Consider the following 14,940-nt stretch of genomic DNA (forward strand, 5'->3'; position numbering starts at 1 on the left):
AAATAAAGTTTATTTTGTTGATGATGTACGCCGAACTTATAGGAAACTATAAGAGCTAGAGGATAAAAAGCCTTTAGGATAACAAAATGCATATGTTGAATTTGGTCATAGAACTAAAAATGGCAAGGGATGGGTTAAAGGACAACATTTCTTAACTATTTCAGAAATGGAACTACAAAGTCAAGTTGATAAGATTATAGAGAAAAAGTTATTAATATTACTTAAAGGAGTATTTGATGCTTAATAATATTATAGATGGAATATCAGTGAAATTAGATGGCACCTTTGGAGAAAAATTTACAATTTATAGTGAAAATGTGGAGCAAGGTATAAATGAACCTTGTTTTTTTATTGTTCCTCTAAACCCAAGTAAAGTGCCATATCCAAGTGGTAGGACATTAAAAAAGAACTCTTTTGATGTACACTATTTTCCAAAAAGTAATGATAAATCATTTGAAATAAATGAGATAGCTGAGATGTTACTGGAGGAACTGGAGTATATAGAGATTGAAGGAAGCTTAGTTAGAGGTACAAATATGAACTTTGAAATTATAGATAATGTACTTCATTTCTTTGTTGATTATAACTACTTTACTATAAAGAGTAATGATACAGACAAGATGGACGCAGTAGAGTTATTTGGTGGGCTAAAGAGAGGTGATAGTATTGAAAACTAATAATTTAGATAAAAAATCTAATGACTACAAGTTTACTAAGGAGCAGATAGTCAATTCTAAGAAGTATGTAAATAGAAAAGATTTATTAAATGCAATTTTAAAAGAAAATGAGTTATATTCTTTTTCAGAAGTAGAGGATATGATAAATAATTTCATGAAAGGAGTGAGTTAGATGGCTTTAGGTGGAGGAACATTTATAACACAAAATAAGGTACTACCTGGTGCTTATATAAATTTTATCTCAGCTAAGAGAGCAACTAGCTCTCTTAGTGATAGAGGGATTGTAGCAATGCCACTTGAATTAGACTGGGGTATTGATGAAGAAGTATTTCAAGTCACAAGTGATGATTTTGAGAAATATTCAGTGAAGTATTTTGGATATGATTACACTCACGAAAAGTTAAAAGGACTCAGAGACTTATTTAAAAATATAAGATTAGGATACTTTTATAAATTAAATAAAGGTATTAAAGCTAGTTGTAGTATTGCTATAGCGAAGTATAGTGGAATAAGAGGTAATGACTTAAAAGTAATAGTTACAACTAATGTTGATGACAATGCTAAATTTGATGTTGTAACACTTTTAGATAATAAGAAAGTAGATACACAAATAGCTAAAGTTATTACAGACTTACAAGACAATGATTATCTTAGTTGGAAGAAGGATGCAACACTAGAAGCTACAGCAGGTTTAACTTTTACTAATGGAACTAATGGAGAAGCAGTCACAGGAGCAGAATATCAAACTTTTCTTGATAAGATAGAAAGCTATAGTTTTAATGCTTTAGGATGTTTAGCTACAACATCAGAGATTAAGAGTCTATTTGTAGAGTTTACTAAAAGGATGAGAGATAAGGTAGGAGCTAAGTTTCAAACTGTATTATATAAAAAGAATGATGCAGATTACGAAGGTGTAGTATCTGTAGAAAATAAGATTAAAGATACTGTATTATTAGAATCTAGCTTAATTTACTGGGCTACTGGAGCTATAGCTGGATGCGATATAAATAAATCTAATACTAACAAGCAATATAATGGTGAGTTTGATATTGATGTTAATTATACTCAAATACAACTTGAGGAATCGCTAAAGAGTGGTAAATTTATATTCCATAAAGTTGGAGATGAAGTCCATGTATTAGAGGATATAAATACTTTTGTATCATTTACAGATGATAAGAATGACGATTTTTCAAGTAACCAAAGTGTTAGAGTACTTGACCAAATTGCTAATGATATAGCGATTTTATTTAATACAAAGTATTTAGGTAAAGTACCAAATGACAAGGCTGGTCGTATCTCGTTTTGGAATGATGTTGTTAAACATCATGAACAACTACAGAATATAAGAGCAATAGAAGATTTTAAAGCTGATGATGTTTCTATAGAACCTGGAAACGACAAGAAAACTGTTGTAGTAAGTGATGCTGTAAAAGTTATTAATGCTATGAGTAAGCTTTATATGACTGTTTCAGTTAGTTAAGAAAGGAGAGTGATGTAGGTGTCTAAAAATATTACTATGAATGTTAGAGATGCAATAAGTGGTTCTAAAGCTGAATGTTTTGTAACAATAAAAGGTAAAAGATATAATTTTATGCAAGCTATTAATTTAGAAGCAAAAATGGAAAAAAATAAAAGTGAGATGCCAATACTAGGTAGCATTACAAAAGGAAATAAAAGTACAGGAAGTAAATTTTCAGGGAGTGCAACATTTTATTATAATACTTCTATATTTAGAGAGTTGTTATATGAATACAAAGAGACTGGTGAGGACATTTACTTTGATATGCAAATTACTAACGAAGACCCAACAAGCTCAGTAGGTCGCCAAACTATAATACTTGAAGATTGCAACCTTGATAGTGGAATAATTGCTAAATTTGATGCTGATGGTGAGTATTTGGATGAGGATGTAGATTTTACTTTTGAGAATTGGAGAATAGTTGAGAAATTCAATATAGCAAATGGTATGGAATAAGATACACATTTATAATTTATAGATGTGTATTTTTTATTTATAAGAATAGGAGATGATTAAAATTAAAAATAAATATGAGATGAAAGATTCAATTTCTTTTAATTACAATGAAAAGATACCTTTGGAGGAACGTGTAAGTGAGGTGTATAAGAAAGCAGGAAAATTTCTTATAGATATTTCAGATAAACTAGCAAGCGATACAATTGAAGGTTCATCATTAGCACCTTTGACATTGAAGATTAAATTAGATGAAGATAAGCTTATAACAATAGAAAAAGAAACAAAATACTTAATTATGGAGGTAGAATAATATGGGAGATTTAAATGCTTTTTTAAGTCAAAATGCAATAAAAGTAGAGAATAGAAAGTATGTGGCAAGTGAAAGGTTTATAGATGGTGAAGGGAAACCAATAGAGTGGGAATTAAAAGCAATAGATTCAGATAGAGATAGACAGTTGAGAAAAAATTCAGCCATAAGAGTTCCTGTTATAGGGAAAAAAGGAAAAGCAACAGGGCAATACACTAGTGAAACAGATTTTAATACTTATACTTTGAAATTGTGTGTAGAAACTGTAGTATTTCCAGATTTACATGATGCAGAACTTCAAAATAGCTATGGTGTAATGGGAGCAGAGGAACTGTTAACAACAATGTTAACTCCTGGCGAATATACAGACCTTTCAAGTGAAGTAGGAGAGGTAAATGGTTTTGATAGGACTTTTGAGGATAAAGTAGAAGAAGCAAAAAACTAATTGAAGAAGGCGATTATGATGCTAGTGCAGCTCATTATTGCCTTCATAAATTCAAATGGAAACCACATGAATATACGGATTTGCCAGACTACGAGAGAGCATTTGTTGCTGCTTCTATAGATATTAAAGTAGAAGAAGAAATAAAAGAAGAAAAAAAGAATGCTAAAGAAGCTAGAAGAAGTAGAAGGAGATAATATCTAATGTAAAAAAATTACTGGTATAGTATAATAATCTTATAAAATCATATGGGGGTAATGTTATGGGATTATTTGGTGGGAAAGAAAACTGCTGTATATGTGGAGAAAAAGGGAAACAAAAAATTGCTGATGGATGGTTATGTAAAGACTGTTTTAAAAAATATGCAGTTGCTGCTTTTATTCCAGGAAATAATAATTTTTGTGAAATGCCAACCAAGGCTGAGGTTGAGAAAGCCATTGAATTGAAAACAATTAGCAAAAAAGATTCTGAAAATTTTAAGGCAACAAAAAAAATATCCAAATTTATAGAATTTGATGATGATAGTAAAAGGTTTGTTGTTTTAAATGGTTTTGATAGAGAGAAAATGAATTTAAATGTTTATAATTATAGTGATATTATTGAATATGAACTTTTAGAAAATGGCGAGACTGTGACTAAAGGTGGTATAGGGAGAGCTTTAGCAGGAGGTGCGTTGTTTGGTGGGGTAGGTGCTGTTGTTGGCGGAGTAACAGCTAAAAGGACAACAAAGGCACTTATAGATAATCTTAAAATAAAAATAACTTTAAATGATTTGAATAACCCTAATATTTATATAAATTTAATCCAATTTAGAACTAAGAGTAATTCTTCAATCTATAAAATGGCATATTCTTCTGCTCAAGAGATATTATCTATTCTTGCAATAATTGTGAAAGATAATGAAGTTAGTGATACGCAAAATAGCAATATTCCATCTGTAGCAGATGAAATATTAAAATATAAGAACCTCCTGGATATGGAAGCTATTACACAAGATGAATTTGATGCTAAGAAAAAAGAACTCTTGAATTTATAATACATAAGCACTTACTTAAAAATAAGTAAGTGCTTTTATTATTCCCAAAAAAGAAAGGAGAGTGAGAAAATGGCAACGATACAAACTTCAATAAAGATTTTCGATGGAATGACACCTGCATTTCGCAACATGACTACATCTATTAATACAACAATTAATAGCTTAGAAAGGTTGCAACAAAGATTACACAACCCACTTAATGCGGGTAGCATACAAGCATCTCAACAAAGTTTGAATAATATAGAAAGTATTCTTGCAAGAATAGAACAAAAAATTAAAGGGAATACAAATGAACAGGAAAACTTTAATAATAAGATAAAGCAAGGAAGTGAAGCAGGTTCTGTATTAGTTTCTAAACTAAAAAGTTTGGCTGGGATATACATTGGAATAAAAGGAATAGAAAGTATTACAAAAGCAGCAGATACAATTGCAAGTACAAAAGCAAGATTGGCTTTAATGAACGATGGGTTACAGACAACAGAACAACTTAATAAAATGATTTATTTGTCTGCTCAAAGTGCTAGAGCTAGTTATGCAGATACGGCAGCACAAGTCGCTAAACTTGGAATATTAGCAGGAGATGCTTTTGGAAGTTCGGCAGAGGTGATAAAGTTTACAGAACTTATGAATAAAGCTTTTGTAATTGGAGGAACATCAGCAAACGAAGCTAGCGCGGCTATGTATCAGCTTACTCAAGCTATGGGTGCAGGGAAACTTCAAGGTGATGAATTTCGTTCTATAATGGAAAATGCACCATTGCTAGCTACTAAGATAGCTGATGCAATGGGGAAAACTAAAGACCAATTAAAGGAATTGTCAAGTAGTGGAGCAATAACAGCAGATGTTATAAGAAATGCACTATTTAAAGCTTCTGATGAGATAGAGAAGAAATTTGCAAGTATGCCAATCACTTTTAGTCAAGCGCTTACTATGATGAAAAATGACGCCTACATGATTTTTGGGCAAACTCTTGGGAAGATAAGTGGAGCTTTGCAAAGTGTTAGGTTTAGTGAGATTGTTGTATCTATGCGAAATGTTATGATTGCGATATCTTCAAACATTTATGATACACTGAATATTATAAAAAATATTTTAAATAGCGATTTCTTTTCAGACTTTGTTAGAGGAATTACATTAGGAACTATATTAATTATCAATGGATTGGGATGGGTTACTAATGCGGCACTAAATGTTGCTAATGTGTTTGCACAAAATTGGTCAATTATCGCTCCTATTGTCTATGGAATAGTTACTGCTATTGGTGTATATACAATTGCTACTCTAGCCTTGGCAGTATCAAAAAAGATAGCTGCTTTATCTGAAGCGTGGTTTAATTTTCAAATGACTCAAACCGTTATTATGTTTGAATTGGCAGCTGGTGCAACTTGGAGACAAATAGCAGCACAATATGGTTTAAATGCAGCATTATATGCTTGCCCTTTAACATGGATAGTTCTTGGATTTATAGCAATTATTGCTGTTGTCTTTATGGCGGTAGCAGCAATAAATAAATTTGCAGGTACTTCTTTGACTGTACTAGGGGTAATTGTAGGTGCAGTATTTGCAGCAGTAGCAACAATACAAAATGTTATGATTGGGCTTCTCAATGGTTGCATAGCCGTAAATGAAGGAATTGCGAATGGTTGGAATCAGTGTGTGTTTTTTATGAAACAAGCTATTGCAAAAGGTGTAATCTTTATAATAGAAAAAATGGCATCTCTAAATGATTCTGTAAATTCAGCAGGGAATGCACTTGGGAAAGCTTTTGTTGATGGGGCAAATATCGCAATACGAGGTGTGAATAAGCTTGTTGACTTGTTAAATAAAATACCTGGAGTAGATATTGGAAAAGTTGGAGAAGCAACATTTACACCAGTCAAGGCAGATAATAGCACAATTAAAAAACAAATTGCAGATTTAAATAAATGGGTAGGAGATGCACCAGAAAAAATAAAACTGGATAGAATGGGATACAAAGATATTGGAGCGGAATTTCAAAAGGGAAATGCTCTAGGAACTAAGTGGCAAAATGCTATATCTAATAAATTAAAAGATACTTTTGATATTAATAAGATGCTAGAAGATGCAAAGAAAAAATTAGGATTAGACGATTTATGGAATAAACAAAATCCTTTAAACAACCTTGGGGGATTTGGGAGTGGAGATTTAGGAAAGAACGTAAAAGATACTGCAGGAAATACTGCAAAGATGGCAAAAACAATGGATAAAAGTCAAGAAGACCTTAAATATCTTAGAGATATTGCAGAACAGGAAGTAATCAATAGGTACACAGGAGTAAATATTAAAATTGACATGAACAATACAAACAACATAAATAGTGATACAGATGTTGATGGAATAGTTAATGTCTTAACTGAGAAACTGAATGACGCTATGGTTGTATCAGCAGAAGGTATAGTTTAGGAAGGGGGGATATATAAATGGCTTATGATTTTTACTTAGATGGAGTACAATTACCAATTGCACCACCCAAACTTGAGATTAAAGTAACAAATAAAAATAAAACTGTAGACCTAATAAATACTGGTGAAGTAAATATATTAAAAAAAGAAGGGCTATCTGAAATAAGTTTTGAAGCAGAATTTACACATAATAAACTACCTTTTTATCGTGGTACTTTTAGAGATGTTCAATTCTTTTTAAGTAAATTAGAACTATTAAAAACAGATTGTAAGCCATTCCAATTTATTGTATCCAGACAACTTGGGAATAAAGTACTATTTAACACTAATATGAAAGTATCATTAGAAGAATATAGCATAGTAGAAGATGCAGATAATGGTTCAGACACAAAAGTCGCAATAAAATTAAAACAATATAGAGATTACTCAACTAAAAAGTTAGTTCCTGCTACACCCAAAACTACTAATGAGACTGGTAGACCTAATGTAAAAATAGAGCCAAAACGAGTTGATTCTGTTAATGCACCAAATAGTAAAACTTGCACCGTCAAAGCAGGTGATAGTTTATGGTCAATCTGTCAAAAACAACTTGGAGATGGGTCACTATATAAGAAAGTATATGAATTAAATAAATCTATGATGGATAAAGCAAATAAAGGGAAAAATCTATCTAAGTATACTATTTACAAAGGGCAGGTGTTAAAACTTGGCTGATGATTTAGTTTTAGCAAATGATAGGGATGTAAGGTTAGTTATTGCACACTGGGAACATTTCTATGTACCTGCCGTTTTAGATGGAATCACATGGGAAATAGAAAGAAGAGGGACACCAAGCAAGTTAGAATTTACAATAGTTATGGATGATATACTACAGTTTTGTGAAGGAAATTCTGTAAGGCTGTATTATAAAGGAATAGGTATCTTCTATGGATATATTTTTCAAAAGAAAAGAGATAAGGAAAATCATATTAAAATTATTGCATATGACCAGTTAAGATATTTTAAAAATAAAGATACTTATGTATATAGTAATAAAACTGCAAGTGAACTTATAAAAATGTTGGCTAAAGATTTTAATTTAAAATACAATGTCATAGAAGATACAAAATATAAAATATCTAGAATAGAAGAAAATAAAACTTTATTTGATATGATACTAACAGCACTAGATGATACTTTAAGAGAGAAAAAGGAAATGTATGTTTTGTATGATGATTTTGGAAGGATAACATTAAAAAATGTTGCATCAATGAAATTAGATACTGTTATGAATAATGATGTAATAGAAGATTTTGACTATAACTCAAGTATAGACAGTGATACTTATACAAAAATAAAACTAGTAAGAGACAACGAAGAGACAGGAAAAAGGGATGTTTATATTGCTCAAGACTCAACACATATGAGAAGCTGGGGAATACTTCAAATGTTTGATACAGTAGACAAGAACATGAGTGAAGCAGAAATAAAACAAAAATGTGATATACTTTTAAAATTATATAATAAGAAAACTAAGTCATTAAGTTTAAAAAATGTATTAGGAGACATTAGAGTAAGAGCAGGTTGTTTAGTACCTGTTTTTTTGAATTTAGGAGATATTGAGTTACAAAATTATATGTTAGTTGAGAAAGTAAAACATACATTTGAAAATAACAGTCACTTTATGGATTTAACTCTTGTTGATGGAGACGAATTCGCTTCTTATTCTTCATCAAGTTATAGCAGTGGAAACACAAATAATAAAGATGAAAAGAAAAATGGTCCTGCACAGAGTACTACAAGCAAAGAAGACAATGATATGATAAATAAATTGAATAAAGTATTTAAAGGAAAATTATCAAATACAGGAAATATATTTGTTAAATATTCTAATGCTTACAAAGTAAATGCAGCTTTAATGGCTGCTATTTCTATACATGAAACTGGTAATGGTAGTTCCTCACTTTGTAAAAATAAAAATAATTTCTTTGGTATGAAAGGTATGTCTTTTAGTTCTGTAGATGAAGGGATAAAAAGAGGTATTAGCAATTTATCAAGAAACTATATTCATACAGGAAGAAAAACATTAGAACGTATTAGAGACAAATATGCACCTCTTTATGATAGCCCTCTTAATAAAGATTGGGTACCAGGGGTAAGCAAGTTCTATAAACAAATAACAGGAAGTACCTATAGTCCTAATAATTCAGGTACAGGAGTTGGAAGTAATGAAGAAGCAGAAAAGAATTTAAAAGATACAACTTATAAAGTTCAAAATAATAACAATGCTAATACATCTACAAATAATAATAGTAAAGTAAATAAAGTTATTCAAGAAGCAAAAAATCAACTTGGTAAATCATATGCTCGAGGTGGCAATGGTCCAAAAAGTTTTGACTGTAGTGGTCTTATGGTATGGGCATTTAAAAGAGGTGCAGGAATAAATCTACCTAGAGTTTCAGCAGACCAATCAAAAGATAGTAGAGCAAAACTATTGTGCAACATAAATGATGTAAAAGCTGGGGATTTAGTATTCTTTGCATATAATCAAGGTAAAGGAAATGTACATCATGTTGGACTATGTATAGGAAATGACCAGTTCATACATTCGCCAAAGACTGGTGATGTAGTCAAAATAAGTAGTTTAAGTGGTAGACAAAAACAAAATCATGATTTTGCAAGAGCTAGAAGATTCTTTTAAGTGAGGTGATAATATGAGTCAAGAATTATTGCAGGTAATTAAAAAGGCAGCAATGGATGCAGTAGAAACAAGCAATCCGATTAGGGTTGTATTTGGGACAATAGAAAGTATTAGTCCTCTAAAAGTTAAGATAGAACAGAAATTATCTATTGGTGAATTTTTTTTAATACAAACAGATACATTTAAAAGATATACCGATAAAAAAATAGGAGACAAATTGGTTTTAATAAGAATGCAAGGAGGACAACAGTATTTAATTTTAGATAGGATGTGATGAAGTGATACCAACAGACGCTATTGACTATGATATAGAAGATGTATCAATTATAAACTTTGATGTAAGAGAAGAACCAAGTAAGACCTTTAAATTAAATATAGAAAAAAATAAAGTAGATGGTATTTGTGATGATGTGGAAGCATTAAAACAGACCATCTTTTTAACTTTAAATACTGAAAGATATGAGCACCTTATTTATTCTCGGAATTATGGGGTCGAGTTGAACGACCTTATTGGAGAACCTATATCCTTTGTAATACCAGAGTTAGAGAGAAGAATCAAAGAAGCATTAATACTGGATGATAGGATTGAAAATGTAGATAATTTTGAGTTTGAAAATCAAAAAGGAAAGGTCCAGTGTAAATTTATTGTCCATACCAAATATGGAAATATCAAAGCAGAGAAGGTGGTGAGTGTATAATTGTTTGAATTAATGACATTTGAAAATATAATTAAAAGAATGTTAGATAGTGTACCTGACATGTTTGACAAACGAGAGGGTTCTATAATATATAATGCTCTTGCACCTGTTGCAGCGGAGCTTACAGAAACATACATTGCAATGGATGAAATGTTAGACCAAACATTTGTAGATACTGCTAGTTATTATTACTTAGAAAAAAGGTGTAAGGAAAGAGGAATTACACCACTTGAAGCTACTAATACAATTGCAAAAGGAGTCTTTAATATAGATATTCCTCTTGATTCAAGATTCAACTTGGGAGAATACAATTATATTGCAACTGAAAGGATTAGCGAAGGTATATATAAGATGAAATGCGAAACTGCTGGACCTATTTTTGAACTTGGTCAGTTGATTCCAATTGAATATGTAGACAAATTAGAAACAGCAGAATTGACAGAAATATTGATAAATGGAGAAGATGAAGAATCTGAGGACAGTTTAAGACAAAGATATTATGATAGTTTAAATTCTCAGTCATTTGGTGGAAATATACAGAACTATAAGGATGAAGTTAATAAGATACAAGATGTTGGAGGAGTTAAGGTTTATCCAACTTGGAACGGTGGGGGAACTGTTAAGTTAGTAATAATTAATTCTAATTTCAAAGTACCAAGTACTGACTTAGTTAATTTAGTCCAAGAAGAAATTGACCCAAATATGAAAGGCGAAGGTCTCGGATTAGCACCGATTGGACACCGAGTAATTGTGGAGGGTGTGACAAGTACGACTATAAACATATCAGCAGAGATAACATATAAAAGTGGCTACACTTGGGAGAATATAAAGACTATAGCAGAGGAAGCTATTGACGACTATTTAAATGAACTTAACATGAGTTGGGAAGATGAAGAAAACTTAATAGTTCGTATATCTCAGATAGAAATTCGTTTGTTAAGTATAGATGGAGTATTAGACATTGCAAACACAATGATAAATGATTCTAAATCTAATTTAACAATAGATAGTAATAGCATAGTAGTAAGAGGTGAGGTAGTTGGATAAAGAGATAAATCTAATAAGTTACTTACCACAAATTCTGCAAGATAAAGAAGAATATATAAAAGCATTTAATGCAGATAACAAAGAAATAAAGATACTACATGATAAATTAGATGATGTATTAAATGACCAATTTCTAGAGGATTTGACCATAAGCGGAGTAAAGAGATGGGAAAAAATAATGTCTATAGTTCCTAAATCAAATGAGAGCCTAGAAGATAGAAGATTTAGGATTTTTAGTAAATATATAAGTAAATTACCTTATTCGGAGAAATTTCTTAGGAACTGGTTAAATAGTATAGTTGGAGAAGGAAACTATGAATTAAATGTAAATAATGCCACTTATAACATTCATTTAGAGAGTGATGCAAGAAATCAAGATTGGTTTGAGGAAGTTCATTCTTTTGTAAGCAGCATCAAACCTTGCAACATGAGTTTTGACTACACTAGAATACTTATAAGTAAAGATAATTATATGAATTTTGGAATAACCACTTTAATGGGTCAAGAGATAACAATATATCCTTGGAGTCCACCAAACATAGAAACGTATGGAGAAATTGATATATTAACAGGAAATGGAGTTGGATACCAAGAGGTAACAATATTTTAGGAGGTGATATATTGGCTATAGATAAAAGTTATTACACTATAATTACAAATGTAGGAAAGGCAAAGATAGCAAATGCAAGTGTTACAGGTAACAAAGTAGGGTTTGTAAAAATTCAACTTGGAGATGGTGGAGGAAGTGAGTATACTCCAACAGAAAGTCAAACAGAACTTAAAAATGTGGTATGGGAAGGCAACATCGGAAATACAACCACAGATGAAACTGCACCAAATTGTATAATACTAGAGAGTCTTATACCAAGTAATGTTGGTGGATTCATGATAAGAGAAATAGGATATTTAGATGATGAAAATAATCTAATTGCAATCTCTAAATATAAAGAATGTTATAAACCTTCTATAGAACAAGGAGCAGTTGTTGATATGAAGGTTAAAACTGTGCTTATTGTATCTAATGTAAATAATATAGAACTTAAAATTGACCCTACAATTATATTTGCCACATTAAAAGATTTACAGGATTTAGATGCTAAAATAGACAATGTTAACACTAAAATAGATACAACTAAAACAGAGTTAACAAGCAACATAGAAACTACTAAGACAGAGATTAACACTAAGATAGGTGATACAACACAACTTACTACAACAGATAAAACAAATATAGTTAGTGCAATTAATGAGGTAAAAACTAGTGTAGATAGCATAGAAACAACAGCAGATAAAACAAGTTATAATAATGCGACAAGCAATCTTAATGCTACTACTGTGCAAGGGGCGATTGATGAAGTTGTTAGAAAGATAGAAAATTTTAATGAGGTTAATATATCTATACAAAATGACATGTTACCTATTTAAGAGAGGAGAGTGAGAAAATGCAAACAGTATGGAATTTTGGTTATATTGGCAGAGCAGATAGTGTTCAACTGCCACAAGGTCGATACAAATTTGAATGTTGGGGTGCTTGTGGTGGTAGGTTTGACGCAGCTGATTGGACTACTTGCGCAAAGGGTGGCTATACAAAAGGTGTAATTACTTTAAAAGAAAAAACTACTTTTCACGTTTATGTTGGTCAATCTGGATATGAAAAAAATTCATCTGCTAGTATTATTTTGAGGACTGGGTTTAATGGTGGTGGAAAATCTAATTTAGCTGGTGTTGGCGGATATTATTACACTAGATATGGTGGTGGAGCTACAGATATAAGGCTTGTTGATGGTAATTGGGATAATCCACAAGGTTTACTATCACGTATAATTGTTGCAGGTGGTGGAGGTGGCGCTGGGAATGGTGACTATATCCTTGGGCATGGTGGTGGTTTAAAAGGTGATGATGGTATTGGCTATCAAGATTCTTTATCAAGTGGTGGTACACAGTATCAAGGTGGCATACATGGCAATCCAAATTATTATGGCTCATTCGGAAAGGGCGGAAGCTATAATTGGGGTAATGGTGGAGGCGGTGGATGGTTTGGAGGTTCGGGCTGCAATAGTTATATGGCAGGCGGAGGAAGTGGCTATGCACTAACTAAGGATAGCTATAAACCATCTGGATATACGCCTGCATCTAAATATTATCTTAGTGATGTTGTTATGACTGTTGGTGGTAATACTACTAAAGCAGATGGTTATGCCAAGATAACATTACTCCAAGCATTACCTTTTTTAACTATATCATCTTATAATTCTACTACTGCTAAGTTTAAAGCAGACCACACAGACCCTACATTATTGACTAAGATAGAATATTTTATAGATGATGTATTAAAAGAAACTATAACAACAGATTTAGCAACAGAGAAAACAATTAACTATACATTAGAAGATAATGCACTACACACACTTAAAATAGTTGTTACAGACAGTGCTAATGCTACAGCTGAAAAAGTTGTAAGTATAAGTAAAGGAATTGCACCTCTTCCAAGTGGTTCTACAACTGAGGAAGTTACAGGCAAATGGATAGAAATTAAAGATACATTCAAAAGTGGTAAAACAAGTATTGTAAATACTTTAGCATTAAAGAATATAGAAGCAAGTTTAAATAATACACTTGTGGAGTTATCAGAGAAAATAAAAACTTCTTTTGACAGTTCAGACGCTAGTGAGCAGGATTTAATAAATCAACTAACACAAGCAAATAACACTATAACTCAGTTAAATACTCAAATAAGTGGATTAAATTCTAAATATAAATTTGCCTATAGTACTGATATTACTAAAAGTTGGATGATTGATTGTGGGTTTAAACCAGATTTTGTCATTTATGAATGTTGGACTACACGAGGTCGACTTTTTGTTATATTAACTCCCTCAATATATGCTTGTTTTAACACTTCTAATAGTCGTTGGAGTATTATCTCCTCTGATTATGAAAACTCTTATGCTTATTCAAAAAATGATATTAATAGTTATTATGGTACTAAAATTAGGGACACTGGATTTAATTCTGCGGCTATGCCTGGAGATTCTTTAAATGATAAATATTATTTTTATTATGCTATTAAATGTTTGTAGGAGGTTTAATATATGAAAAATATAGGAAGAATAGTTTTTTATGATAATGATACAGGGGATATATTAATGTTTTATGGAGAAAAAACAGTAAGTGATAGTATAGATATTAATATCCCTAAAATAGATTCTATTGAGTTGCTATATGGAAGTATAGATTATACTAGAAATAGGCTAATAGGTATGAATGTAGAAACAAAAGAACCAATTTTGGAAGAAATAAAAGTAGAGTTAACAGAAGAAGAAAAGAGAATACAAGAGTTAGAAAATCAATTACTAATTGCAGAAAATGAAAAAGTAGGAGGAATTTTATAATGAATATAAATAATGTTGTAGTAAGAATATTAGCAGAAAGAATACTAAACAAAGGATTAAATCCTTTAAAAAACAGACCTTTTGAATTGGATGATGTTACTAACACACAGTATAGAAAAGCAGTAGAAGATTATATAATTATAGAAAGTGAAATAGTAGAAGGAGTAGAACCAACAGTATAGAAGGTTCTTTTTTTATTTCTAAAAATATATAAATTCATTTACATTTTGCCTACACTTCATCTACACTTTGCAGACGTT

At 31.1% G+C, this 14,940-nt stretch carries 18 protein-coding genes; all 18 read left to right on the forward strand.

Annotated elements, in window-relative coordinates:
- Positions 1-236 precede the first annotated feature (236 nt).
- On the forward strand, positions 237-677 hold the full coding sequence (locus IC214_RS10350; RefSeq protein ID WP_227866625.1) for a DUF6838 family protein: 441 nt from the start codon (positions 237-239) through the stop codon (positions 675-677).
- A complete protein-coding gene (locus tag IC214_RS10355; RefSeq protein ID WP_255613162.1) occupies positions 667-849 on the forward strand; it encodes a hypothetical protein in 183 nt (60 codons plus the stop codon). Before IC214_RS10350 ends, IC214_RS10355 begins: the two co-directional genes overlap by 11 nt.
- On the forward strand, positions 850-2,160 hold the full coding sequence (locus IC214_RS10360; RefSeq protein ID WP_227866626.1) for a phage tail sheath family protein: 1,311 nt from the start codon (positions 850-852) through the stop codon (positions 2,158-2,160).
- Between the two features lie 36 nt (positions 2,161-2,196).
- The gene (locus IC214_RS10365) at positions 2,197-2,655 is read left to right on the forward strand and encodes a phage tail tube protein (protein WP_021401917.1); all 459 of its coding nucleotides are present in this window, start codon (positions 2,197-2,199) and stop codon (positions 2,653-2,655) included.
- Positions 2,656-2,707: 52 nt separating this feature from the next.
- Positions 2,708-2,965 (forward strand): hypothetical protein, encoded by a 258-nt coding sequence (locus IC214_RS10370; RefSeq protein ID WP_227834915.1) that lies wholly within the window; start codon positions 2,708-2,710, stop codon positions 2,963-2,965.
- Between the two features lies 1 nt (position 2,966).
- Positions 2,967-3,407 carry a phage tail assembly chaperone gene (locus IC214_RS10375; RefSeq protein ID WP_227834914.1) on the forward strand — a complete coding sequence of 147 codons (441 nt, stop codon included), beginning with the start codon at positions 2,967-2,969 and terminating at the stop codon, positions 3,405-3,407.
- Between the two features lie 259 nt (positions 3,408-3,666).
- Positions 3,667-4,440 carry a DUF4428 domain-containing protein gene (locus tag IC214_RS10380; protein ID WP_021383712.1) on the forward strand — a complete coding sequence of 258 codons (774 nt, stop codon included), beginning with the start codon at positions 3,667-3,669 and terminating at the stop codon, positions 4,438-4,440.
- Between the two features lie 69 nt (positions 4,441-4,509).
- A complete protein-coding gene (locus IC214_RS10385; protein WP_227866627.1) occupies positions 4,510-6,864 on the forward strand; it encodes a tape measure protein in 2,355 nt (784 codons plus the stop codon).
- 17 nt (positions 6,865-6,881) lie between these two features.
- Positions 6,882-7,577, forward strand: coding sequence for a LysM peptidoglycan-binding domain-containing protein (locus IC214_RS10390; protein WP_227866628.1), 696 nt, complete (start codon positions 6,882-6,884; stop codon positions 7,575-7,577).
- A complete protein-coding gene (locus IC214_RS10395; protein WP_227866629.1) occupies positions 7,570-9,543 on the forward strand; it encodes an NlpC/P60 family protein in 1,974 nt (657 codons plus the stop codon). The genes IC214_RS10390 and IC214_RS10395 overlap by 8 nt, the downstream gene beginning before the upstream one ends.
- Positions 9,544-9,556: 13 nt before the next feature.
- Positions 9,557-9,817: a DUF2577 domain-containing protein gene (locus IC214_RS10400; protein ID WP_227836545.1), complete on the forward strand. Its 261-nt coding sequence runs from the start codon at positions 9,557-9,559 to the stop codon at positions 9,815-9,817.
- Positions 9,818-9,821: 4 nt separating this feature from the next.
- A complete protein-coding gene (locus IC214_RS10405; RefSeq protein WP_227836546.1) occupies positions 9,822-10,241 on the forward strand; it encodes a DUF2634 domain-containing protein in 420 nt (139 codons plus the stop codon).
- Positions 10,242-11,288: a baseplate J/gp47 family protein gene (locus IC214_RS10410; protein WP_227866630.1), complete on the forward strand. Its 1,047-nt coding sequence runs from the start codon at positions 10,242-10,244 to the stop codon at positions 11,286-11,288.
- Positions 11,281-11,898: a YmfQ family protein gene (locus IC214_RS10415; protein ID WP_227866631.1), complete on the forward strand. Its 618-nt coding sequence runs from the start codon at positions 11,281-11,283 to the stop codon at positions 11,896-11,898. The genes IC214_RS10410 and IC214_RS10415 overlap by 8 nt, the downstream gene beginning before the upstream one ends.
- 11 nt (positions 11,899-11,909) lie before the next feature.
- Entirely contained in the window at positions 11,910-12,713 is an 804-nt protein-coding gene (locus IC214_RS10420) for a phage tail protein (protein ID WP_227866632.1), read from the forward strand.
- A gap of 17 nt (positions 12,714-12,730) precedes the next feature.
- On the forward strand, positions 12,731-14,368 hold the full coding sequence (locus tag IC214_RS10425) for a glycine rich domain-containing protein (protein ID WP_227866633.1): 1,638 nt from the start codon (positions 12,731-12,733) through the stop codon (positions 14,366-14,368).
- A gap of 12 nt (positions 14,369-14,380) precedes the next feature.
- Complete coding sequence (locus tag IC214_RS10430) at positions 14,381-14,680, forward strand: hypothetical protein (protein ID WP_227866634.1); 300 nt, start codon at positions 14,381-14,383, stop codon at positions 14,678-14,680.
- Positions 14,680-14,862, forward strand: coding sequence for a hypothetical protein (locus tag IC214_RS10435; protein ID WP_227866635.1), 183 nt, complete (start codon positions 14,680-14,682; stop codon positions 14,860-14,862). Before IC214_RS10430 ends, IC214_RS10435 begins: the two co-directional genes overlap by 1 nt.
- The last annotated feature ends 78 nt before the right edge of the window (positions 14,863-14,940 follow it).

The organism is Clostridioides sp. ES-S-0190-01 (assembly GCF_020658275.1).
In the GTDB taxonomy this organism is placed as follows: domain Bacteria; phylum Bacillota; class Clostridia; order Peptostreptococcales; family Peptostreptococcaceae; genus Clostridioides.

Bases quoted from the DNA above. Each gene is read 5' to 3' on its own strand.
- IC214_RS10350 (WP_227866625.1), top strand. From the start codon at position 237: ATGCTTAATAATATTATAGATGGAATATCAGTGAAATTAGATGGCACC.
- IC214_RS10360 (WP_227866626.1), top strand. From the start codon at position 850: ATGGCTTTAGGTGGAGGAACATTTATAACACAAAATAAGGTACTACCT.
- IC214_RS10365 (WP_021401917.1), top strand. From the start codon at position 2,197: ATGAATGTTAGAGATGCAATAAGTGGTTCTAAAGCTGAATGTTTTGTA.
- IC214_RS10370 (WP_227834915.1), top strand. From the start codon at position 2,708: ATGATTAAAATTAAAAATAAATATGAGATGAAAGATTCAATTTCTTTT.
- IC214_RS10375 (WP_227834914.1), top strand. From the start codon at position 2,967: ATGGGAGATTTAAATGCTTTTTTAAGTCAAAATGCAATAAAAGTAGAG.
- IC214_RS10380 (WP_021383712.1), top strand. From the start codon at position 3,667: ATGGGATTATTTGGTGGGAAAGAAAACTGCTGTATATGTGGAGAAAAA.
- IC214_RS10385 (WP_227866627.1), top strand. From the start codon at position 4,510: ATGGCAACGATACAAACTTCAATAAAGATTTTCGATGGAATGACACCT.
- IC214_RS10390 (WP_227866628.1), top strand. From the start codon at position 6,882: ATGGCTTATGATTTTTACTTAGATGGAGTACAATTACCAATTGCACCA.
- IC214_RS10400 (WP_227836545.1), top strand. From the start codon at position 9,557: ATGAGTCAAGAATTATTGCAGGTAATTAAAAAGGCAGCAATGGATGCA.
- IC214_RS10425 (WP_227866633.1), top strand. From the start codon at position 12,731: ATGCAAACAGTATGGAATTTTGGTTATATTGGCAGAGCAGATAGTGTT.
- IC214_RS10430 (WP_227866634.1), top strand. From the start codon at position 14,381: ATGAAAAATATAGGAAGAATAGTTTTTTATGATAATGATACAGGGGAT.
- IC214_RS10435 (WP_227866635.1), top strand. From the start codon at position 14,680: ATGAATATAAATAATGTTGTAGTAAGAATATTAGCAGAAAGAATACTA.